Below are 22,659 nucleotides of genomic sequence, written 5' to 3'. Positions count from 1 at the left end.
CTTATGCCGCAACGGTAACTTTTTCGATATTAACTAAGAATGATTTATATTCAGGTGTTTGAGAATTAGCATCACCTAAATGTGGTGTTAATTCATTCACCAAGAAACCTTTCTTAGTTTGCCCAGTAAATCCCCAGACAATAGGAATTCCAATGGTTTCAATCTCTTTACCATCAACAGTTAAAGTTGGAAGCCGTTTAGTCACAACAGCTTTGGCCTTAATATAACCCCGATACGAGGTTACTTTTACTGTATCGCCTAATTTAATGCCTTTTTTCTTAGCCAGATTTTCACTTAATTCAATAAATTGTTCTGGCTGAGTTATTGAAGCGAGTCTTGCATGCTGAGTCCAGAAATGGAAATGTTCGGTAATACTATAAGTTGTGCCAACATAAGGGAATTCATTGGCATTACCTAAACGAGCTAAATCTTCTTTAAAGGCTCTAGCTACAGGGCTATTAACCTGTTTTGGATGCAGTGGATTATTGGAAATAGGTGTCTCAAATGGTTCATAATGTTCAGGGAATGGACCATCAACTAAACGGTTTAAACAGAATAAACCACCTAAACCATCGTTATTCATAATAAACGCACCTGCTCCCGAACTTGGTGGTAAAGTTGCAGTAAAATCAGCAACATCATTACCATCCCAACTTGCACCGTTCCATTTAATTAATACTCGGTTAGGATCCCATGGTTTGCCATTTTCATCAGCAGAAGCACGATTATAAAGTACACGCCGATTCATTGGCCAAGCCCATGCCCAGCCACTATGCACTCCTTTACCTGAAGGATCACTTGGATCGCGTCTGGCCATTTGGTTACCTTGTTCTGTCCAAGAACCACAGAATATCCAAATACCCGATGAAGTGGTACCATCAGCTTTAAGTTGTGAAAAACCACTAAGTTGCTGACCTTTTTTGAGAATAACATTACCGTTTGCATCAGTAAGATCAGCGAGTGCTTTACCATTATAATCTTTAGCAAGTTCTTCAGCTGCCGGTCCTTCGGGATCTTGATAATCCCAAACTAAACTGTTTATCGGTTCATGATAAGCACCGCCTTCTTCAGCATATAGTTGTTTGATTCTTAGAAAGATACGTGCGATGATTTCTGGATCGTATAAGGTATCATATGGAGGCCTGGCAGCCGCCCAGTGCCATTGTAACCAACGAGAAGAGTTAACAATGGTGCCATTTTCTTCAGCAAAACAGTTAGCTGGGAGCCGGAATACTTCAGTTTGAATTTTGCTAGGATCAACATCATTTGATTCACCATGATTTTTCCAAAACTCAGCAGTCTCTGTTGGCATAGGATCGATGTTAACTAAGAATTTTAAATTGGATAAGCCTTCACGGATACTATTTTTATCGGGAAGCGCGGCTAGAGGGTTGAAACCTTGACAAATAAAGCCATTGGCTTGACCATCACGCATCATTTTACTGAATCTTAAGACATCATAGGTTTTATCCCATTTTGGTAACCAATCGAATCCCCAATCATTATCTTTAGTAGCGTTATCACCAAACATGGATTTCATAAAACTAACAAAGAATTTTGGGTAATTTCCCCAAAAATTAACTTCGGTCGGTCCGAGTGGTTTAGGTGTTTTTTCCGCTAAATATTGTTCCAGTGAAACTTGCGAGTCTTTAGGCAATTCGAGATATGCGGGTAAGCGATTGGACAATAACCCTACATCTGTTAAACCTTGAATGTTTGAATGCCCACGCAGTGCATTAATGCCACCACCCATTACGCCAATATTGCCAAGTATTAATTGAATCATCGCTGCGGTACGAATGATCTGCGTACCGTAAGTATGCTGTGTCCAACCTAATGCATATAAAAAAGTAGCAGCACGGTCATTAGTTTTAGTACTAGCCAGCGAGCGACAAACATGTACGAAACTTTCAATAGGACTGCCGGTGACTTTATTTACCATTTCTGGTGTATAACGACTCACATGTTGTTTCAGCAAGTTCCAAACACATCGAGGATGATTAAGTGTCTTATCACGTAGCGCGTAACCATTATCATCTGTTTGATAGGCCCAGCTGGTTTGATCATATTGACGATTATTGGCATTATAGCCACTAAATAGTCCGCTACTAACATCAAAATTAAAGTCATCTCGTACAATTAAGCTTGCATTACTATGGGTGACTAAATATTCAAAATTAACTTCATTATGTGTAATAAGGTAATTGATAACACCCAGAAGAAATGCAATATCAGATCCAGAACGAATTGGCACATAATGATCAGCAACTGACGCGGTACGATGAAAGCGCGGGTCTATGGCAATTAGCTCAGCTCCATTGGTTATTTTAGCTTCTATAGCCCATTTAAAACCAACCGGATGCGCTTCAGCCGCATTACCGCCCATAACTATAACCACATTGGCATTTTTAATATCGTTCCAGTTGTTGGTCATGGCGCCACGACCATAAGTTGCCGCTAAGCTCGATACCGATGGTCCATGACAGACCCTTGCTTGGGTTTCTAGACTTAACATCCCTAAAGAACGTGCAACTTTAAATGCTAACCAACCCGTTTCATTACTGGCAGCAGAAGTAACCAGCCACCCAGTTGTAGTCCAACGATTAACTGTAGTACCTTTTTCATTTTTCTCAACAAAATTTTTATCACGGTCAGCTTTCATTAACCTAGCTATGCGATCAATTGCTTCTTCCCAACTAATACGTTGCCATTTATCTGAACCAGGGGCTCGGTATTGTGGGTACCTAACGCGGTTTTCACTTTTGATATAATCTAGAACGCCAGCACCTTTAGGGCAAAGAGAACCACGGCTGACGGGATGGTCAGGATCACCTTCAATATGGAAAATAGAAGATTCAGCATTTTTGGCGCCATCTCCGCGGCTATAAAGAAGCATTCCACAACCTACAGAGCAATAGGTGCAGTTATTACGAGTTTCTTTTGATTTTAACAATTTATATTGGCGAGTTTGTGCAAGCGCAACATTGGGAGCAAGCCCAAGTGTGGCTACAGTTGTTCCTGCCATACCACCAGCACAGATCTTAAAGAACTGTCTACGGTTAAGTAGCATATGAACTCCTTAGAAAGCTGACATTACATTACTTATTATTTTATAATTTGTATAGATCCTTATTTACTCACAATAATAATCGTTTATTAAATGGAAATAAAGGGAAAAAAAGATGTAAATACCTAAAGTTTGATAAATATCAAAAATAAGTAAGCTATTTTATTTCTCTAAATTAACTTCTAATATAAAAATAATTCTGATAACAAGATTTTAAGAAGTAGCAAATTGTTTAATAAAATTAGATGCCTTGTCTATGGTTTAATAGACAAGGTCAAGCTAGCAATTATTTAATTAATGGATTGATTTCGTCGATTGTTTGCATTACACGCGCAGTGATAAGTGGTTTAAGTATGTCATTCATTTTGTCAATTTTTTGAAGGTTAGCGCCATCTTTATCATCTAAATATCCCTGTTCTCTTAAAGATGAAACTAGGATTGAAAATACGCCTTTATCAAAGAATTCTGGGGCATTAATTCCATGTAGCACTGATAATCGCTCAGCAATTAAACGAGCTTCTTTTTCAAGAGATGATCTACTAATTGTTGGATCTTTTTGTAATAATGAAAATGCAATCGCGTAACGCTGTAAAGTATCTCTCGATGAGGATGCGATTAGTTGCATTCCCGACATTTTTAAATAATTGAGCACTAATTTATCAGGTGAATAGTTAATCAAATTTAACTCTGCATAACTATGTATAATTTGCTGTACATAAGTGGTTAGTTGTTCTTCGTTTTGATAAAGAAATAATTCTGATTTGATTAATGGATAAAGCAGTTTTACTTGATGTATAACTTCATCTAATGAAATTCTATTATGTTTGATTATTATTCTTGCCACTATGGCAGGAATGATAAGTAAGTGTTGAATATTGTTGCGATAATAAGTCATTAATACCGCTTGGTCGGTAGTTAAACCAACTATTTCACCCACTTCATCAGTAGTTATTACAAATTTCCCCATCTCTTTAGCATGCTCAAAAAGTTGTTCCGCAGTTTCATCAGGTATGGTAATTGAATTAGAATAAGGAATATTTTTTAATAAATTCAATAAATAATTAATATTTTCTAGTAATCTAACTTTAGTTAGCGCACGTTGATCTGCCGCAAGTAAAATAGAGCAACATAAATTCATGGCATTAATGGCTGATGAAGCGTTAATTCTTTCCATAATCTCCGTCGCTAAAAGGTTCGTTGTCGGAGTCAACCAATTAGGACGTTGAGTACCTGTAGGATCAATAGCTTCACGCCAGTCGGGAATGTGATTAGTTAAAAATTGATTTAACTGAATTGGTTGTCCAAAATTAACATAACCAAAACCTAATTTCTTCAATTTAAAAAATGCGTTAACTGTACGCCATAAGTTCTCTTTTTCTTTTTTGGCACCACGTAGCTCATTAGCATAAGTAGCTACTTCCAAAACATGTTCATAGCCAATATAAACAGGTACCACCGTAATTGGACGAGGATCACCGCGTAATAATGTTTGAATAGTCATCATGAGCATGCCGGTTTTGGGGTCGAGTAGTCTTCCTGTTCGTGATCGGCCACCTTCAATAAAGTATTCTACAGCATAACCGCGAATAAATAATTCAGCCAAGTATTCACGAAATACAGACGTATAAAGTTTGTTACCTTTAAATGAACGACGAATGAAAAACGCACCTAAACGCCTAAATATAGGTCCGGCAGGCCAAAAATTTAAATTAATACCTGCGGCAATATGAGGGGGGACCAGACCTTGTCGATAAAGCACATAAGATAATAATAGATAATCCATATGACTACGATGGCAAGGTACATACACAATCTCATGTCCATTTTGAGCTAACTCTCTTACTGGTTCGGTATTGGTTATTTTTAGTCCTTGATACAGTCGGTGCCATGCCCAAGTTAATACAAAATCGGTTATTCTTAACATGCGAAACGAAAAATTAGCGGCAATTTCGTTGAGCATAGCTAAGGCATTTTTCTTAGCTTTTTCTTGCGAAATATCTTTACTTTTAGCTTCTTCCTGTATTGCTTTGGCAAGTCCAATATTATTTAATAATTTATTTAACATCGCTTGACGATCAGGGAGTCTAGGTCCAATAGATGCTGTTCGTTGTTTAGTAAAATGAATGCGTGCAACACGAGCTAATTTATGTGCTAAAACCGATAAATCCTGCTGATTATCCACATTAATATTTTTGAAAGATACTGTACGAGAAAAATGAGTATAACAATCTCGTCCGGATACAATTATTTTATATAATTTAAATGTGGCCCCTAAAACTTGTAATGATGGTTTTTTCTTGCCTTCTTTGTCTGGGCTACGTCCAAACATTACTGAGACAGGCAATAGTTGAATATCAAGTTGTGGGTTTTGTTGATGTGCTGAAATATAATCTCTTAAAATTTCTATTGCTTTTTTTTGTTGGCGCTTAGAGGCAAAAATACCCGGTCCTTTATCAATATAAATAAATCCAGGTACTAATTTACCATTAATGTTAATGCCTGCTAATGGATCGGGAAGATCGTAACGTAAGCACAGCGAACGAACGACCATTAAGTCTATATTAGAATTATAAGGTAATACATATAAAATTGGCCGATTAGTATCAAGTTCTAATTCGGTTATTGGATCAGTAGGGATAGGTTTACTTTTAATAAAAAGCTTAACAGGGATTTGAATAAGAAAAAAATAGGCTTTAACCCACCAAGAAAACATAACCAATAAACCTTTTAATTTTTGTTAATCACCTAATATAGATATTAACTTGCTAATTTATCAACTAACTAAAAAATCTTTTAGTTCCTAATTTCAACAACTCTCTTTTTCTATTCTCGAAAAAGAGAGTTTAATTAAGTATATACTCGTTATTATTTTACTGTTAGCAAATTTCTATCATCTTTACATGACTCAATTTAAATATTGTTATTGGTTTTAAGAGTATTATAAAGGTTTGTTAATATCAACCCCACGAATGTCTTTCGCTTTAATTCTTTCTAATTTCTGGATAATTGCAATGACATCACGTCCTTCCCGCATACCATCAATTAATTTTCTTGCTTGTTTGCTATCACCAATTTTATGAAAAATATAGTTATGTTGTTTTGCATGTTCAGTAAATGCTTGACTAAATGTGTTTTCAGCTTGCATACCAAGGCAGACAAAACCATAGTCAAAATCAAGCTCAAATTCATTACCATCTTTATCTTTTACTAAAAAATAGTTATCAGCAACTTCAAGTAATGTAGTTGATAAATGAACATTGACATGATTGTTTTTGAGCATAGTCATCATTGATATGCGGCCTATATAATCTAAGTCTTCAGCCATTGCGGGTTTCATTTCTACGATAGAAACATCTTTAGCCTTGTTTTCTGAAAAATATTCGACAACATCAAGTCCAACTGCTCCACCACCGATGACAACTACTTTTTTGTTTGGAATATCCGTAAACTGATCAAAGTCTTCCATAATGTCAAAAATAGAAAAAACCTTTCTATTGACAGCAGATAACTGATTTTGTAAGCCTTTTATTGGTGGTAGTAATGGTTTAGATCCAGTAGCATTTACTACTAAATCTGGTTTTAGACTTTCAATGAGTTCGGGCGTGGCTATAGTATTTAATTTTATAGTTAGATTTTTTAAGGTTTTGGCTCGATTTATTAAAAATTTAGGTAAATCAGCAATACGTTTTTTATATGGGAAGCGAGAAATCATCATTGATAATCCACCAAGAAACGATTTTTCTTCAAACAGGGTTACATTACAACCTACTTCTGTTGCTGTACATGCTGCTTCAAGGCCTGATGTCCCACCACCAATCACTACAACATTAAGTGGTGTTGATATATGATAACGTTTATAATCTTCATAACTAATAATATCAGGATTAACAGTACAACGGATTGGTTTTGAACGAGCAATTCGATGATCTGCGCAGCCAATATTACAGGAAATACATTTTCTGAGTGTATCAAGTTCATTATTCTGTACTTTTTCAACCCAATAAGGTTCAGCAATTAATCCTCTTCCTAAAACTACAAAATCAGATACCCCATCTTCGATGGTTTTCGCAATAATTGCTGGATCACGGAAGTTACCAGACGCAATTGTTGGTTTTTTGAATTTATCGCGTACCGCTTTTGCCATATATGAACGCCATCCATCAGGCATATTCATCTGATCGATTTGGAATTGAATGGTATCATTTTGTGCTGCAGATACATCAAAAATATCAACACCATCATTAAGATATTCTAATGTTTCTAATGTATCTTCTAAGGTATTACCACCATCAATAAAGTCAACTGCACTTATACGTAAAAGAATTGGAAAAAATGGACCAACTTTAGCTCGAATTTCATCGATAACCATACGGATCAAACGAGCTCTATTTTCAATACTTCCACCAAACTCATCAGTACGATTGTTATATAGAGGCGATAAAAATTGACTTAATAAATATGAGTGACCTGCATGAATCTCAATCGCATCAAAACCAGCTCGTTGAGCGCGATGAGCCGAAAGTCCATATTGTTTTACGATTTCATGTAGTTCTTCAACAGTAGCTGCTCTCGGAATATTACCACCAGTTTTTGAAGGTATATTCGATGATGAAATTGGTTGTAAGCCATTTAAACGCCCAGGATAAGCTGATGCACCAGCATGATTAATCTGTACGGCAACCGATGCACCGTGTTTATGCATACGTTCTGTGAATTTATAAAGTCCGGGAATATATTGATCATTATCTATTCTAAGTTGGGTTGTGCCATTAGTACCATATGGAAAGTCGATACAGACATTTTCAAGAATAATGAGTCCTGTTCCTCCTTTTGCCCGTTGTTCATAATACTGAATATGATCATCAACCATTTCCCCGTTTAGTGTAGCAAAATTTGTACCAATGGGAGGCATGACAATTCTATTACGGATAGTAGTTCTATTAATCACATACGGTTCAAATATAGCTGAAAAGTTAGGCATATTTGGCTCCTTTTTTGTAATATCTTTATTAACAGGGTAGGTACTCTTATCTAAAGTTAAATTGATAATCAAAGAATACCTATTAATTTATTAATTAAAACTATAAAATATACAAAATCAATATAATTATTCTATAGATTATTTAAAACTATAATGGCTCACGTATTAACTAAGACGTGAGCCATTACTAAAAAATGAATTTATTTAATTATAATTTATTGGTTATATAAAAATTTCTTTCAACTAATTTGTTATCTAAAAACGCTATAAACTCTAAAAAATGCGCTGTTTGTTTGTGATATTCAATGGCTTGCTTTGTTGCCCATGTTTCAGTGAAAATAAAAGTATTTGGGTTATTGATATCAACATTTACCTCATATTTCACACACCCAGATTCTTGTCTGCTTTTAGTTAGGACTATCTTTGCTGCTTGATGATATTCATTTACAAATTCTGGTTTAACTTTGTGAATAGCTATTATGTTGATATCACTCATTAAAGCTCCTTATTTTAGATTACTCTCTTTGGTTGATATGCCACTAAAGAGAGTAATCACACAATCCTATTGAATAACAATAATCATTTTTGATAAGGTTAATTGCTATAACCTTATTATTTTTTTGCAGACAGAGAGGCTGCGTGCTGTTCTATTGCAAATTGACGACGTCCTCCCGGGCGTGGAACTAAGTCTCCTAACATGACTTCATATCCACCATCTACAACAAGCTCTGTACCATTAGAATAATCAGAACGTTTACTGGCAAGATATAAAACTGCATTTGCAATATCGATAGTTTCTCCAATACGTCGGCTAGCAATCATACGAGTACGGCCGTTCTCTACTTCTTTATCTTCATAAAATTTCTTAGATAAAGGTGTTTTAACAAAACATGGGCAAACAGCATTACTACGGATACCAAATTGTCCCCATTCTGCTGCAAACTGTTTTGACATCATTGACACTCCAGCTTTAGTTGCACTGTAGGCACCACTATATGTTTCAGGAGTGTGAGAGGCTACAGTTGAAATATGTACCATGCGACCTGATTTTTGCTCAAGCATCAGACGACCAAAACGTTGAGACATTAAGAAATAACCTGTTAAATTAATATTAACAGTAGCACTCCATTCATCTAATGGTAAATCTTCAATTGGACAAAAACGTAAAATGGCAGCAGTATTGACAAGTACATCACAGCGTCCAAAAACTTCTTTTACTTTTGCAACCGTGGCATCAACTTGTGCTTCATTGGTCGTATTACAAGCTAAACCTATTGCTTTAATTCCATATTCTGCAGTGAGTTCTTGAGCAAATTGTTGGCATTTTACTTCATCTAAATCTATTAATACTAAATTGGCTTTTTGTTTTGCAAACTCACGGCAAATCTCTGAGCCCATACCACCAATAGCACCAGTTATTACACAAACATCATTTTCTAATCCTAACCAATTCTGACTCATAAAAACTCCCCTTGATAAACTTGTATAACCAATTTTGTCTGATTTATATCTCGAAGTAATTTAAATTTATTAAAATATAAATATTTAATTAGGCTTTACTTCTATACAAAACATCCAAAATATATCGTAATTCTTTTATATCTAATTGACCTGGAGCCGAAGCATTTTTTGCAGCACCAAATGTCATTGATGAACCAAATGTTGTCCCAGCTACTCGACTAATTGCCCCCAGTCCTGCCATTGACATAGTGATAAGTGGTCTCGTTGCATATTTTTCATTCATTTCAGTTGTTGCCGCAAGAAGTGTCAAAACATCTTCTGTTGTTTGTGGCATAACCGCTATTTTGGGAATATCAGCACCAAGATCTTGCATTTTTCGTAAACGATAAATAATGTCGCTTTTAGACGGTGTTTTTTGGAAATCGTGGTTTGATGCAACTACCAAAACTTGGTGTTGATGAGCGACATTAATAATATCGGTTACATATTCATCACCGATAAAAACTTCAACGTCTATTAAATCAACTAAACCACTACGTGCCATTTCTTTATTCAATTCAATATATGCTTTAAGTGGCCATGGTTTTACACCGCCTTCATTTGCAGTTCTGAAGGTAAATAAAATAGGTTTATTGGGTAATAATTGAGTAATTTTTTTTGCTACATCTTTAACAGCGTCAATATCATCAACTAAGTTAAAGTGATCAACTCGCCATTCTAAAACATCAAAATCTATGGATTTTAAAAAGGTGATTTCATCAAGTAATTCGGTTTCGGTTTTGCCCACAACCGGAACAATAATCTTAGGTGCTCCCGAGCCAATCTCAATTTCTTTTATAGTAAGTGTGTTCATTTAATATCCTATAAACAAAGATTCATGTTATTAGAAGATACTATTCATATAAATGATTAATTTAAAATTGAAAATAAAAAACTAATCGTATTTCTGTTTCATGTTAAGTTATTACTACCAAATAGTAATTCGGTAGTAATATATTTTAAAGACCAAAAACAGATTTCATCTTTTAATCATTGAATCCCATTTTTTCTTTTACGTATTCAATAGGTGAATCTTCTCCAGTCCAAATTTTGATTTGGGCTGCGCCTTGCCATAACATCATGCCAATACCATTTAAAATTTTACAACCTTGTTGCTCAGCTATTTCCAGTAATTTGGTTTTTCGAGGACTATAGATACAATCTGTAACCACAAGATCTGCTCTTAATAAAGTAGGATCAGTAATCAGGCTTTGTCCTTCCATTGGTTTCATTCCAACACCAGTAGCATTACAAAGCACAGTACTATTTGCAATTTCTTTCCTTAGTTGATCTTTATCAGCTAGATCATGCACATGTACTTTACAATTGGTATTTTCATTTAATTTTTTAGCAATCGCCTCTATTTTTGGATAGCACTCATCTTTCTGATTGAATATTGCTATTTCTTTTACACCATCTAATGCTGCCTGTACGACAATGGCTGTTGCTGCACCACCTGCACCTAAAATGGTTATTTTTTTATCAATAACATCAACCTCGGCTTCCTTTAACATACGCATATAACCAATGCCATCAGTGTTGTAACCAGTTAAGACACCGTTATCATTAGATATAGTATTACAAGCACCACTCATTTCCACTGCAGGTGTTAATTTATCAAGATATTGACAAACAAGTTGCTTATTAGGCATTGATACTGCAGAACCGCGTAACCCTAGTGCTCGAATGCCTTTTACTGCATCTGGTAACTTTTGTTGGTCAACTTCAAAAGCTAAATAAACATAAGGGATATTCAATTTAGAATAGATAGTATTTTGCATTTGTGGCGATAAACTATGGCGAATTGGATAAGCCATTAAGCCAATTAGTAAAAAATGGCCGTCAATATTGTTTCTCATTAAATATTCTCCAAATAATCTTTTTTGTAGCTAGGTTTTATACTATTAAGACTCTTCAGCTACGCGTTTTAATAAAGCTCGGGTATCTTCAATATACATTTTAGCTCGTTCAATTGGTGATTTTGATAAAGCTAATTCATCATTACAGCATTCAATTGAAATTGGCATTTCAGGTAATGCTTTTAATAATGAAACTAAATCAATTCCTCCCCGACCTGGAGATAATCGGTAATTACGAGCTTGATAAAGTAGACCTTCAATATCTTTTGGCTTTTCTTTTGTTCCATCACATAATTGCATATAACGCCAACAATCTTTAGGTACTTTTTTCAAATCTTCTAGAGTATTAGGACCACGATCAAAGTGTAATGGATCAATAATCATTCCTTGATTATTTTGATTAGCTTTTTTTAGTAATTCAACCCCTGAGTTAACACTAGGAATGTCGGTCCAAGGCATTGGTTCAATATTAATGGCAATACCTAATGGTGCAGCAATCTCACAAAGTTGAGCAAAATTATCAGCTAGGCGATTTTGATCAGGATCATTACCAGCTAATAAAACTTGGCTAGCACCTAGTCTTGCTCCTGTTTCAAGTACTGGCAAAAAGTTAATGACTCGAGTGTCAGGTTTTAAACGGAAAATTTCAATATCTAGGACTTTAACACCTGTTTCTTTTAAACGGCGTTCAACTTCACGTATTAAAGGTGTATCACCAACAGTTGCATAAACTGGTTCTGTTGGTGTAGCAGGAATAAGCCGTAAACCTACATGGGTGTAACCAGCTTCAGCAGCGACAATAACTTGGTTTGCAGGTGAAACATCTAAAACAGTTAATGCAGCCAATCCTATTGGACGTTTAGACATATCGTTCTCCTTCATTTAAAAAATAATTTATATAAAACAAAAATTCAGGTAATTTTAAAATCTTTTAAATAACTATCTATTAGAATATTTCTATAAATAAGTTGATTTCTATTAAAAATATTTATTGTTTAAAATATAGATTTATTGACAAATTAGCAAGGTAAAAAAAAGAATTTTTATTAAAATGAGATCTTCATCAATAAAAATAATCATACAATTGCAATTAATATTGCTAATATATTAAGCAATTTATTGATTTTATTTTTATTTATATTTTTTAATAATTATTGAGAATCTATTAAAAAATAAAATAAGTATTTTTCATATTAAATACTTATTAATCATCTAGTTTATTTCGATAGGTTGATGTTGGTGCAAATTGCACTTTTAACCTGCATCACCTAAAATAGACGGTTTGTTTGTCTATCTATTTATTTTGAGTTTTTTATGGATTTTATCCTTAGTCTGTTCTCATCAGTTAATGCCGTTGTGATGGCAGTAATTTGTATGCTAATACTTTCGTTATGTCGGGTTCATGTCGTTATTAGTTTGATTATAGGGGCATTTGTTGGTGGGTTGTTTAGTCATCTCACTTTAAATGAAACGATTAATGCTTTTAATACGGGTATTAGTAATGGTGCAAACATTGCGCTTTCCTATGCTATGCTTGGTGCTTTTGCGGTTGCCATTTCTAAATCTGGATTACCGGAACTATTAGCGGAGAAAGCAGTAAAACAGCTCACATCCAGTGGCGCCAAAAGACGTATTAAATGGGCATTAATTATTATTATTGCGTTAGTAAGTATTTCCTCACAAAACGTAATTCCAATTCATATCGCTTTTATTCCCCTTTTGATTCCGCCGTTATTATATGTGATGTCGCGATTACAACTTGATCGGCGAATGATTGCCTGTATTATGACCTTTGGCTTAATCACGCCATATATGTTTTTACCCGTTGGCTTTGGGAATATCTTTTTAAATCAAATATTATTAAAAAATATCATTTCATCAGGTATGGATGTCAGTCATGTTAATGTGATGCATGCAATGGCAATCCCGGCTTTTGGTATGTTTATGGGATTATTATGGGCTATTTTTATTAGTTATCGTAAACCGAGGCAATATCAAATCATTCATGAAACCATGAGTTCACAAGCGGCAACTAATGTTAGTGCGCGTTCACTTATTATTTCATTAATAGCCATTGTGTTATCGTTTAGTATTCAACTTTATACCGGTTCAATGATTCTTGGCGCATTAATTGGTTTTATTTGCTTTATTGTTTCAGGATCAATTAAATGGGGGGAAGCCGATGGAGTATTTACTGATGGTATCAAAATGATGGCCATGATTGGCTTTGTGATGATTTCTGCGCAAGGTTTTGCTGAAGTATTAAAACAAACTCATGAAATTGAGCCTTTGGTTATCAATAGTGCAGCTTTATTTGCGGGCAACAAAGTTATTGCTTCGTTTATGATGATGTTAGTTGGTCTGGTTATTACATTAGGTATTGGTTCTTCATTTTCAACAGTGCCAATTATTGCCGCCATCTATGTGCCACTGTGTGTACAACTTGGTTTTTCTCCGGTTGCTACCGTATGCTTAATCGGTGCATCAGGGGCAATTGGTGATGCCGGTTCACCGCCGTCAGATACGATTTTAGCTACCTCGGCAGGGTTAAATAGTGATGGGCAACATGACCACATTCGCGATAGTGTTATTCCCACTTTTACCCATTTTAATATTCCATTGTTTATAGCTGGTTGGCTTGGGTCATTAATTTTATAATGAATCGAATTAGCTAAATTAAGGTCATGACCTGTATGAATAACAAATCTCAGCCAAATATTCGAGCCGTTTGTGCTCAAGCCATTTTTAATGTACTTGAACAAGGGCATTCCCTGAGTGCTACATTGACTATTTTAAATGATAAGGTGGCCGATAAAGATCGCGCTTTAGTGCAAGAAATCTGTTTTGGTGTAATGCGCGTATTACCTGAACTGAATTTTTATGTTCATACCTTGATGAATAAAGTACTAACCGGAAAAAATCGAATCTTGCACTATTTATTATTAGTTGGCATTTATCAGATCCTTTATACTCGCATCCCTGAACATGCCGCGGTTGGTGAAACGGTTAGTGCGGTTCAGCCACTGAAAAAAATACCATTTAAAGGCTTAATTAATGGTGTACTGCGTGAATTTTTGCGCCAGCAAACATCATTACCGCAAAAATTTAGACAAGATACTAAGCAACAAGTTAGCCAAACCTTGCACCCGAGTTGGTTGTTAAATCGTTTAAAACAAGCTTACCCACAGCAATGGCAAGCAATAGTTAATGCCAATAATCAAAAACCACCAATGTGGTTACGAATTAATCAAACGCATTATTCAACACAAGAGTATCAACAGTTGCTTAAACAGCAACAAATTGAAACTAAAATTTGTCCGGAGGTACCTGATGCGCTCCAGTTACTCACACCGGTAAATGTTAATCAATTACCGTATTTTGATAATGGCGCGGTAACCGTGCAAGATCTCTCTGCTCAATATGCGGCCTACTTATTAGCGCCACAAGATGGCGAGCAGATTTTAGATTTATGTGCCGCACCAGGTGGCAAAACGACGCATATATTGGAAGTTGCCCCAAAAGCTAACGTGTTAGCAGTTGATATTGATGCCGGTCGCGTTAAACGTATCTATCAAAATTTGGCACGTTTAAAACAACAAGCAGAAATTAAAGTTGGAGATGGACTTACGCCTGAACAATGGTGTGCAGGGCAAGAGTTTGACCGAATTTTGCTTGATGCACCTTGTTCGGCAACTGGTGTTATTCGGCGTCATCCCGATATAAAATGGTTGCGTAGAGATAGTGATATAGCGCAATTAACTGAACTACAATATGCAATTCTAAGCAAAATTTGGCACTATTTAAAAATTGGTGGCACATTAGTTTATGCAACTTGTTCAATCTTACCGGATGAAAATAAATTACAAATTGAACGTTTTTTACAAGCGCATAGTGATGCAAAGTTACAAGGTGAAATGAAGCAATTTTTACCTGTACCAGAGGGTGGTGATGGCTTCTTTTATGCAGTATTAAATAAATGCTAAGAGATAAATAAGAGATAAAATAGAATGTGATGATTGATTAGTTAATCATCACATTTGATCATACTCAGCTATGTTGTTTAATGATTTCCTGTAATCGTTGGCTTTGCTTTAACGCTAACGCTTTTATTTTATCGTGGCTACTTTCAATTACTGGTGACACGCCATATATAAAAATCGGTGAAAGATATTGCATTTGTGTATAGATGGTTGAGATTTTGACCGGTTGTAAAAAATCATCGATTAAATTATGCCCATCTTGTTGATAGACTTCTTGATTGGCTCCAATGGTCAAACTCGGTAACAGTTTTTTATTTTTTAATTTATCGCCTTTAGAGCCATAGGCAAATTGGTAAGTTAATACTTCATCGAACCATATTTTTAGAATAGCTGGCATATTAAACCAATACATAGGATATTGTAAAACAATCAGATTATGCCTTAAAAGTGCTGCTTGTTCTTCTTGGACATTGATTTGATAGTCTGGATAAAGTTGATGAATATTGCGTATTTCAATATCCGGCATATTGACTTGCACATTCTCAATAATTGTTTTGTTAGCCACAGATTGTTCGATGTTTGGATGACCTAAAATAATTAATGCCATAATGATCCCCTTTCCCTTTTTTTACTATTAAAATGATAGCTTCTATTATTAGTTTATTACTAAATAACTTTATCGCAATATCTATCAAATTAGATAGTTAGGAATATGTCATGCAAACAGATAAACAACGACCGTCAAAACGTTATAAAAATAAAATTTATTATTGCCCAATTAGTTTGGCGATGGATTTAATTGGTGGCAGATGGAAAGGGGTGATCCTTTACTATCTGTTATTAAGTGAAAAACGTTTTAGTGAATTAAAAACAGTGATCCCTGAAATTACGGATATGACCTTAAGTATCCAACTCAAAAAACTGGAAGATGATGGTTTAATTACGCGCACTGTTTTTGGCGATAAACCACCTTTAAAAGTAATATATAAATTGACCCCACTTGGTGAACGACTAGGACCAGCGTTAGAGCAACTCAGCGTGTGGGGATTAACTATCTAATCGTCAATAAAGATATCGATATATATTAAAAAAATTCAGAAAATGGAATATTTAAGTATAAAAATAGTGGTTATTTTGTAAAAACTATTGCGGAGTCTATGCCGTTTCATTTTATTTTTTAGTTTATATGCGCAAAAAACGTAGTTTGGACAAATATTGGTAGATATGATAAATTCGGACTTTGTTTTATGTTATAAAGACTTTTGATATGGCTTACACGCTTACCTATACGGATCTTCCTGAAAATATTCAACATTGGCAAGGTTTACCACTTTCTTTAAATGGCTGTGAAGTAGTACCACTTGATTATAATGCCGGTAAAACAGGCTGGATTATTTATGGGCGCAAGTTAAATAAGACTATATTGTCTAAATTTCAAAACCAACTAGCTATGCCTATGGTAATTGTTTCTTCATGGAAGATTAAAACTTATCAAATTGTTCGTATTGCAGGAATGATGCCTAAAAAGGCTAAATCTATATCATTGGCACTAGGTATTGATGTTGCGCCGATTGATAATTTACCAACACTACATTCACCCGGATTACTTGTCATGGATATGGATTCAACGGCGATTGGCATTGAATGCATTGATGAACTGGCCAAATTACACGGTGTTGGGGAACAAGTGGCAGCAGTGACGGAACAAGCGATGCGTGGTGAACTTGATTTTGCCGCTAGTTTACGTAAGCGGGTTGCTACTTTGAAAGGTGCACAGCAAGATATTTTAGATCAAGTCAAAGATAATTTACCGTTAACTCCGGGTTTAACCTATTTAGTTAGAGAATTGCACAAAAAAAATTGGCATGTAGCTATTGTTTCTGGCGGGTTTACCTATTTTGCCGATTACTTAAAACAACGATTAAAACTTGTTGCGGTTTATGCTAATGAACTCGAGATCAAAAATAACAAATTAACCGGTAAAGTTGTGGGCCAAATTGTGGATGCAAAGTATAAAGCCAGAACATTACAACAGTTAGCTGCATCACTAGAAATACCAATTGAACAAACCGTTGCGATTGGGGATGGTGCTAATGATTTGATGATGATTCGTATTGCCGGGCTTGGCGTTGCTTATCATGGTAAACCCAAAGTAGTCGAAAAGGCGCGCATTAGCATTAATTATGCAGATTTAACTGGGTTATGGTGTATTTTGTCTACCAGTTTATTAAGTGAAGGCTAGGAGAATAATTTGGCAAAAACAGTAAAGCGAGCTTATGTATGTAATGATTGTGGGGCAGATTATCCACGTTGGCAGGGTCAATGCAGTTCTTGTCATGCTTGGAATACTATCACCGAAGTTAGGCTTGCTAGTACATCTTCGCGTAATGACCGCTTAACTGGTTACGCCGGTAGTGGCGCTGGGCAAGCTAAAATCCAAAAATTATCCGAAATCAGTTTAGAAGCACTACCGCGTTTTTCAACCGGTTTTTCCGAATTTGATCGGGTATTAGGTGGCGGCGTGGTACCCGGTAGTGCTATTTTAATTGGTGGTAATCCAGGAGCCGGTAAAAGTACTTTGTTACTGCAAACCATGTGCAGGCTTGCTTCACAAATGAATACCTTATACGTCACGGGTGAAGAGTCTTTACAACAGGTAGCGATGCGTGCTCACCGTTTAGGGTTACCGACAGATAATATCAATATGTTATCTGAAACCAGTATTGAACAAATTTGCTTGCTTGCCGAACAGTCGCAACCCAAATTAATGGTAATTGACTCTATTCAAGTTATGCACCTTGCTGATATTCAATCATCGCCCGGTAGTGTGGCACAAGTGCGTGAAACCGCCGCTTATTTAACCCGTTTTGCTAAAACTAAAGGCATTGCCATTATTATGGTTGGGCATGTGACCAAAGATGGTTCACTGGCTGGCCCTAAAGTGCTTGAACATTGTATTGATTGCTCTATTTTATTAGATGGTGATGCTGATTCACGTTTTCGAACATTACGCAGCCATAAAAATCGCTTTGGTGCAGTAAATGAACTTGGCGTATTTGCCATGACTGAACAAGGTTTAAAAGAGGTAAGTAATCCATCAGCCATCTTTTTAAGTCGTGGTGATGAAATGCTACCTGGTAGTTCGGTAATGGTGTTATGGGAAGGCACGCGGCCATTGCTGGTTGAAATCCAAGCCCTTGTTGATCACTCCATGTATGGTAATCCAAGGCGAGTTACGGTTGGTTTGGATCAAAACCGACTGGCATTGCTCCTAGCGGTGTTACATCGACATGGTGGCTTGCAAATGGCCGATCAAGATATCTTCGTTAATGTAGTAGGTGGGGTAAAAGTAACCGAAACCAGTGCGGATTTGGCATTGATTGCCGCTTTAGTCTCCAGTTTTCGTAATCGTGCGTTACCACAAGATGTCGTTATCTTTGGGGAAATTGGACTAGGTGGGGAAATTAGACCAGTTCCTAGTGGGCAAGAACGAATTGCAGAAGCTGCTAAACATGGCTTTAAAAAAGCGATTGTGCCGATTGCTAATATGCCAAAAAAGAAACCTGATAATATGCAGATATTTGCGGTTAAAAAAGTGTCAGAAGCACTGGATATTTTGGCTGATTGTTAAAAATATTCACAGCTAAGATTTTCCGCCGAGCTGATTATCGGCGGAACATGTTAATTTACTTAGATTTTCAGTTAATAACAAATCTCATAACAAGGTTGATAGGCGGTTCCACCCGGCAATTTCATCCGATCTTGCTTAATGAAGCTACGCAATAAGTTATCTAAGTGCTGCATAATCTCCGGATCGCCTTGTAATTTATAAGGTCCATGTTCGGCAATTAGTTTCATGCCGAACTCTTTGACATTACCGGCAACAATACCTGAAAACGCCCGGCGTAAATCTGCCGCTAATAGCTCAACCGGCTGATCTTTATGCAGATTTAGCGATGCCATATTTGCATGCGTTGGATCGAACGGATGTTGTAATGATTCATCAATTTTAAGTAACCAGTTAAATCCATATGCATCGCCAGTGGTTAAACGTGATGATTTAACCTGTTTTACCCCTTCCTTCATAATCCGTGCTACTTGTTCTGGTGAATCAATCACAATTTGATACAGTTTAGTCGCTTCATCACCTAAGGCACTACGAATAAAATTATCAATCGCAGTAAAGTATTCCTCACACTCTTTCGGCCCAGTTAAAATAAGTGGTAAAGTTTGGGTTTTATTAGCTGGATTTAATAAAATACCTAGTATATACAGTAACTCTTCCGCGGTACCAGGACCTCCAGGGAATATAATAATACCATGGGCTATACGCACAAAAGCTTCAAGACGCTTTTCGATATCGGGCATAATAATAAGTTCGTTAACCAAGGCGTTAGGTGGTTCGGCGGCAATAATTGAGGGTTCAGTCATACCAATAAAACGGCTATCTTTATAACGTTGCTGAGCATGACCAACAGCAGCCCCTTTCATTGGTGCTTCCATAATCCCTGGACCACAACCAGTACAAATATTAAGTTCACGTAACCCAAGTTGCATGCCAACTTGGCGTGCATAGTAATATTCATTTTCATTAATTGAATGCCCACCCCAGCACACAACTAAGTTTGGTTCTTCACCTACATGCAATGCATTAGCATTACGTAAAATCGAAAAAACTAAGTTAGTAATATAAAAGGAATGGTCTCTTTCTAGCTTAACATTGGATACTAATTGTTTAATGGCACTGATTTGATTATTTAAAAACAAGATATCGCGCAATACGGCAAAAAGGTTGGCTTGAATGGAACGAATGATGCGGCGATCCACAAAGGCGCTTTCGGGGGCATTAACCAGTTCTAATTTAACACCGCGCTCTTTACTAATCACATTAATCTCAAACGATTGGAATCGGTCTAGCAGTTCTTTAGTATTGTCAGTTTTACTACCAGCATTTAATGTTGCTAGTGAACAATTTCTAAATAATTGATAAAGTTCACTGTTAGCAGATCTTTTTAAAATATCCACTTCAGCTTGAGCAAGTAAATCCATTGATCCCAAAGGACTAATATGAGTGATCATCACAACCTCCATTTGACGGTTTTATCGACTAGATATTCATTATATACATAAATTGATCTAATAAGTAAAACATAAAAAGCTAACTATATAGTAGCTTTATTAAAAAATTATATTAAAACGCTAGCATTACCTGAAATTTTTTTATACAGATAATCAATCAAAACTGTTTAAATTTGCCAATACATTTGCTCATAGTTAAAAAATAAAGACTGTGCTAAACTTAAACAAACTCTGAAGCTTTTTATACCTAAGTGTTATCTATACTGATTTCATAAGGTGAATTAGCCGCGGTATAGTTCAGAAATGGCTATGCTTCCCGATTTGGATAAGGTGTTTTTAAAATATGCAATTAATGGATAATTATCAGCGTCGATTTCAATATCTACGTCTGTCGATTACCGAACAGTGTAATTTTCAGTGTCAATACTGTTTACCTCAAGGTTATCAACCTAATAAAGATCATCAATTTTTATCACTGAGTGAAATCAATAATATTGTGGGTACATTCACTGAGTTAGGTGTGCATAAAATCCGTTTAACTGGTGGTGAACCTACCTTACGCCGGGATTTTACTGATATTTTGTCAATAATTTCATCTTATCCAAGTATTAAAGAACTGGCTATTACCACTAATGGCTCGCGGTTACTAAAGAATATTTCCTATTGGCAACAAGCGGGTCTGAATGCGGTGAATATTAGCATTGATAGTTTTTCGCCACATTTATTTAAATTAATTACTGGTCAAGATAAACTCAAAGAAATAGTTCAATGTGTTGAAAAATCGTTAGAAGTCGGTATTAAAAAAGTCAAAATTAACACCGTGTTGATGAAAAATATGAATGATAATCTAAAAGATTATTTAGCTTGGATAAAATATCGACCTGTAGATTTACGTTTTATTGAGCTTATGGAAACTGGTAAAAACAATGATGTATTTAATCGTTATCATTTAGCTGGTAATTTGATTGAAACTCAACTCCTTGCTCAAGGATGGCAATTGCAATCGAAAGTGGCATTATCTGGGCCTGCTAAAGTGTATTCGCATAGTGATTATCAAGGTAAAATTGGGTTAATCATGCCATATTCCAAAGATTTTTGTAAAAGTTGCAATCGATTGCGGGTTTCGTCACTAGGTAAATTACATTACTGTTTATTTGGTGATGCTGCAGTAGACTTACGGGATTTGTTAGTTAGAGCCGATCAAAAAGAACAATTAAAAGCCAGAATTTTTGCTTCATTAATGAGTAAGCCGGAAAAACATTTTTTACACGATCATAAGGTGGGTATTTTACCTAACTTATCTTACATTGGTGGATAATAGACTATTTTGCTGGGGAACCTTAGTTAAGTCCCAATGTTCAATAGCCCAATCTAACAGTTGTTGTTGGCTAGCATCTTGCCAATTTCCCGGAATAATTTGCCCTAAGAATTGTAATGCTTGAGCTGTTGCGGTAGTTAGATCATTTAGAACCAGTGGTTGAGCGTGATTTTGCTTGGAAAGTTTATTGCCATTGTTATCTAATACTAATGGTAAGTGACAATATGTGGGCACGGGTAAATCAAGTAATTGATAAAGTGATATTTGTTTGGCGGTAACAGGCAATAAATCTGCGCCACGGACAATTTCAGTAATGCCTTGCTGATGATCATCGAGCACCACAACTAAATTATAAGCAAACAAGCCATCTTTACGATGAATGATAAAATCTTCTTGAGCATTGGTTTTGTCGACATTTTGTAAACCACGAATTTGATCGATAAATTGATAAACAGGACAGGTTTGTTTCAAACGTATAGCAAGTTGTTGGCTAGCAGGTTGGCATAGATGCCGATTTCGACAAAAACCATCATAAAGGCTATCAGGTAAATGGTGGATGCGCTGGCGAGTACAGTCACAATAATATGCGAGTTGTTTATCCAGTAGAGACTGTAAAGCTGCGTAGTAACGCTCACTACAAGTCGATTGGTATAAGATGTCATCATCCCAATATAAATGGAGTGCTTCTAATGTCTTTAGAATTTGGGATGATGCCCCTTTGATTTCACGAGGAGGATCAATATCTTCAATGCGAACCAGCCATTTACCATTTTTAGACTTAGCTTGTAAGTAGCTACCAATCGCTGTCACCAACGAACCAAAATGTAATGGTCCAGAAGGTGATGGTGCAAAACGACCAATATAGCGCATGGTGT

17 protein-coding genes and 1 riboswitch are annotated in these 22,659 nt (G+C 35.9%); of the genes, 6 read left to right on the top strand and 11 right to left on the bottom strand.

The genetic code is table 11. The annotated features are described in order from the left end of the window. Nucleotide 1: 1 nt before the first annotated feature. The 8 genes from fdnG to A9G12_RS06560 form a co-directional block, all read right to left on the bottom strand. A complete protein-coding gene (fdnG, locus tag A9G12_RS06595) occupies nucleotides 2-3,070 on the bottom strand; it encodes a formate dehydrogenase-N subunit alpha (protein ID WP_081299684.1) in 3,069 nt (1,022 codons plus the stop codon). 283 nt (nucleotides 3,071-3,353) lie between these two features. Continuing rightward, nucleotides 3,354-5,780 carry a glycerol-3-phosphate 1-O-acyltransferase PlsB gene (gene plsB / locus A9G12_RS06590; RefSeq protein ID WP_065565075.1) on the bottom strand — a complete coding sequence of 809 codons (2,427 nt, stop codon included), beginning with the start codon at nucleotides 5,778-5,780 and terminating at the stop codon, nucleotides 3,354-3,356. 225 nt (nucleotides 5,781-6,005) lie between these two features. Beyond that, a complete protein-coding gene (locus A9G12_RS06585; RefSeq protein WP_065565074.1) occupies nucleotides 6,006-8,048 on the bottom strand; it encodes an oxidoreductase in 2,043 nt (680 codons plus the stop codon). A 208-nt stretch (nucleotides 8,049-8,256) separates the two neighbouring features. Then, nucleotides 8,257-8,544, bottom strand: a complete 288-nt coding sequence (locus tag A9G12_RS06580) for a putative quinol monooxygenase (protein WP_065565073.1) — start codon at nucleotides 8,542-8,544, stop codon at nucleotides 8,257-8,259. 116 nt (nucleotides 8,545-8,660) lie between these two features. Beyond that, nucleotides 8,661-9,509 (bottom strand): SDR family NAD(P)-dependent oxidoreductase, encoded by an 849-nt coding sequence (locus A9G12_RS06575; protein ID WP_065565072.1) that lies wholly within the window; start codon nucleotides 9,507-9,509, stop codon nucleotides 8,661-8,663. Nucleotides 9,510-9,597: 88 nt separating this feature from the next. After that, nucleotides 9,598-10,362 (bottom strand): type I 3-dehydroquinate dehydratase, encoded by a 765-nt coding sequence (gene aroD, locus A9G12_RS06570; protein ID WP_065565071.1) that lies wholly within the window; start codon nucleotides 10,360-10,362, stop codon nucleotides 9,598-9,600. Between the two features lie 172 nt (nucleotides 10,363-10,534). Continuing rightward, complete coding sequence (locus A9G12_RS06565) at nucleotides 10,535-11,407, bottom strand: shikimate dehydrogenase (RefSeq protein WP_065565070.1); 873 nt, start codon at nucleotides 11,405-11,407, stop codon at nucleotides 10,535-10,537. 45 nt (nucleotides 11,408-11,452) lie between these two features. Continuing rightward, nucleotides 11,453-12,274 carry a sugar phosphate isomerase/epimerase family protein gene (locus A9G12_RS06560; RefSeq protein ID WP_065565069.1) on the bottom strand — a complete coding sequence of 274 codons (822 nt, stop codon included), beginning with the start codon at nucleotides 12,272-12,274 and terminating at the stop codon, nucleotides 11,453-11,455. A gap of 447 nt (nucleotides 12,275-12,721) precedes the next feature. Between A9G12_RS06560 and A9G12_RS06555 the strand changes: the two genes are divergently transcribed. Both A9G12_RS06555 and rsmB read left to right on the top strand, forming a co-directional pair. Beyond that, on the top strand, nucleotides 12,722-14,065 hold the full coding sequence (locus A9G12_RS06555) for a Na+/H+ antiporter family protein (RefSeq protein WP_065565068.1): 1,344 nt from the start codon (nucleotides 12,722-12,724) through the stop codon (nucleotides 14,063-14,065). Nucleotides 14,066-14,100: 35 nt separating this feature from the next. Continuing rightward, nucleotides 14,101-15,390, top strand: coding sequence for a 16S rRNA (cytosine(967)-C(5))-methyltransferase RsmB (gene rsmB / locus A9G12_RS06550; RefSeq protein WP_065565067.1), 1,290 nt, complete (start codon nucleotides 14,101-14,103; stop codon nucleotides 15,388-15,390). A gap of 64 nt (nucleotides 15,391-15,454) precedes the next feature. On the opposite strand, the gene A9G12_RS06545 is transcribed toward rsmB, so the two are convergent. Beyond that, nucleotides 15,455-15,994, bottom strand: coding sequence for an NAD(P)H-dependent oxidoreductase (locus A9G12_RS06545; protein ID WP_065565066.1), 540 nt, complete (start codon nucleotides 15,992-15,994; stop codon nucleotides 15,455-15,457). Between the two features lie 110 nt (nucleotides 15,995-16,104). On the opposite strand from A9G12_RS06545, the gene A9G12_RS06540 reads away from it, so the two are divergent. The 3 genes from A9G12_RS06540 (at nucleotide 16,105) to radA (ending at nucleotide 19,018) form a co-directional block, all read left to right on the top strand. Further along, a complete protein-coding gene (locus A9G12_RS06540; protein ID WP_065565065.1) occupies nucleotides 16,105-16,446 on the top strand; it encodes a winged helix-turn-helix transcriptional regulator in 342 nt (113 codons plus the stop codon). A gap of 208 nt (nucleotides 16,447-16,654) precedes the next feature. Beyond that, complete coding sequence (gene serB / locus A9G12_RS06535; protein WP_065565064.1) at nucleotides 16,655-17,629, top strand: phosphoserine phosphatase; 975 nt, start codon at nucleotides 16,655-16,657, stop codon at nucleotides 17,627-17,629. Nucleotides 17,630-17,638: 9 nt separating this feature from the next. Then, entirely contained in the window at nucleotides 17,639-19,018 is a 1,380-nt protein-coding gene (radA, locus tag A9G12_RS06530; RefSeq protein WP_065565063.1) for a DNA repair protein RadA, read from the top strand. Nucleotides 19,019-19,089: 71 nt separating this feature from the next. Here radA and ppnN read toward each other — a convergent pair whose 3' ends face one another. Further along, nucleotides 19,090-20,466, bottom strand: a complete 1,377-nt coding sequence (ppnN, locus tag A9G12_RS06525; RefSeq protein WP_065565062.1) for a nucleotide 5'-monophosphate nucleosidase PpnN — start codon at nucleotides 20,464-20,466, stop codon at nucleotides 19,090-19,092. Nucleotides 20,467-20,683: 217 nt separating this feature from the next. Continuing rightward, nucleotides 20,684-20,815, top strand: a riboswitch (molybdenum cofactor riboswitch). Here ppnN and moaA point away from each other — a divergent pair. Next, on the top strand, nucleotides 20,810-21,784 hold the full coding sequence (gene moaA / locus A9G12_RS06520; RefSeq protein ID WP_065565061.1) for a GTP 3',8-cyclase MoaA: 975 nt from the start codon (nucleotides 20,810-20,812) through the stop codon (nucleotides 21,782-21,784). (Overlaps the previous riboswitch by 6 nt.) On the opposite strand, the gene gluQRS is transcribed toward moaA, so the two are convergent. Next, nucleotides 21,764-22,654: a tRNA glutamyl-Q(34) synthetase GluQRS gene (gene gluQRS / locus A9G12_RS06515; protein WP_065565060.1), complete on the bottom strand. Its 891-nt coding sequence runs from the start codon at nucleotides 22,652-22,654 to the stop codon at nucleotides 21,764-21,766. The genes moaA and gluQRS overlap by 21 nt on opposite strands. Nucleotides 22,655-22,659 lie beyond the last annotated feature (5 nt).

Source organism: Gilliamella sp. wkB112, from assembly GCF_001690685.1.
GTDB lineage: Bacteria > Pseudomonadota > Gammaproteobacteria > Enterobacterales > Orbaceae > Gilliamella > Gilliamella apicola_J.
This window is presented reverse-complemented; position numbering and strand designations above follow the sequence as displayed.

What these genes read in the sequence shown, in the direction of transcription:
- fdnG (WP_081299684.1), bottom strand. Translation starts at nt 3,070, where the DNA reads ATGCTACTTAACCGTAGACAGTTCTTTAAGATCTGTGCTGGTGGTATG.
- plsB (WP_065565075.1), bottom strand. Translation starts at nt 5,780, where the DNA reads ATGTTTTCTTGGTGGGTTAAAGCCTATTTTTTTCTTATTCAAATCCCT.
- A9G12_RS06585 (WP_065565074.1), bottom strand. Translation starts at nt 8,048, where the DNA reads ATGCCTAACTTTTCAGCTATATTTGAACCGTATGTGATTAATAGAACT.
- A9G12_RS06580 (WP_065565073.1), bottom strand. Translation starts at nt 8,544, where the DNA reads ATGAGTGATATCAACATAATAGCTATTCACAAAGTTAAACCAGAATTT.
- A9G12_RS06575 (WP_065565072.1), bottom strand. Translation starts at nt 9,509, where the DNA reads ATGAGTCAGAATTGGTTAGGATTAGAAAATGATGTTTGTGTAATAACT.
- aroD (WP_065565071.1), bottom strand. Translation starts at nt 10,362, where the DNA reads ATGAACACACTTACTATAAAAGAAATTGAGATTGGCTCGGGAGCACCT.
- A9G12_RS06565 (WP_065565070.1), bottom strand. Translation starts at nt 11,407, where the DNA reads ATGAGAAACAATATTGACGGCCATTTTTTACTAATTGGCTTAATGGCT.
- A9G12_RS06560 (WP_065565069.1), bottom strand. Translation starts at nt 12,274, where the DNA reads ATGTCTAAACGTCCAATAGGATTGGCTGCATTAACTGTTTTAGATGTT.
- A9G12_RS06555 (WP_065565068.1), top strand. Translation starts at nt 12,722, where the DNA reads ATGGATTTTATCCTTAGTCTGTTCTCATCAGTTAATGCCGTTGTGATG.
- rsmB (WP_065565067.1), top strand. Translation starts at nt 14,101, where the DNA reads ATGAATAACAAATCTCAGCCAAATATTCGAGCCGTTTGTGCTCAAGCC.
- A9G12_RS06545 (WP_065565066.1), bottom strand. Translation starts at nt 15,994, where the DNA reads ATGGCATTAATTATTTTAGGTCATCCAAACATCGAACAATCTGTGGCT.
- A9G12_RS06540 (WP_065565065.1), top strand. Translation starts at nt 16,105, where the DNA reads ATGCAAACAGATAAACAACGACCGTCAAAACGTTATAAAAATAAAATT.
- serB (WP_065565064.1), top strand. Translation starts at nt 16,655, where the DNA reads ATGGCTTACACGCTTACCTATACGGATCTTCCTGAAAATATTCAACAT.
- ppnN (WP_065565062.1), bottom strand. Translation starts at nt 20,466, where the DNA reads ATGATCACTCATATTAGTCCTTTGGGATCAATGGATTTACTTGCTCAA.
- moaA (WP_065565061.1), top strand. Translation starts at nt 20,810, where the DNA reads ATGCAATTAATGGATAATTATCAGCGTCGATTTCAATATCTACGTCTG.
- gluQRS (WP_065565060.1), bottom strand. Translation starts at nt 22,654, where the DNA reads ATGCGCTATATTGGTCGTTTTGCACCATCACCTTCTGGACCATTACAT.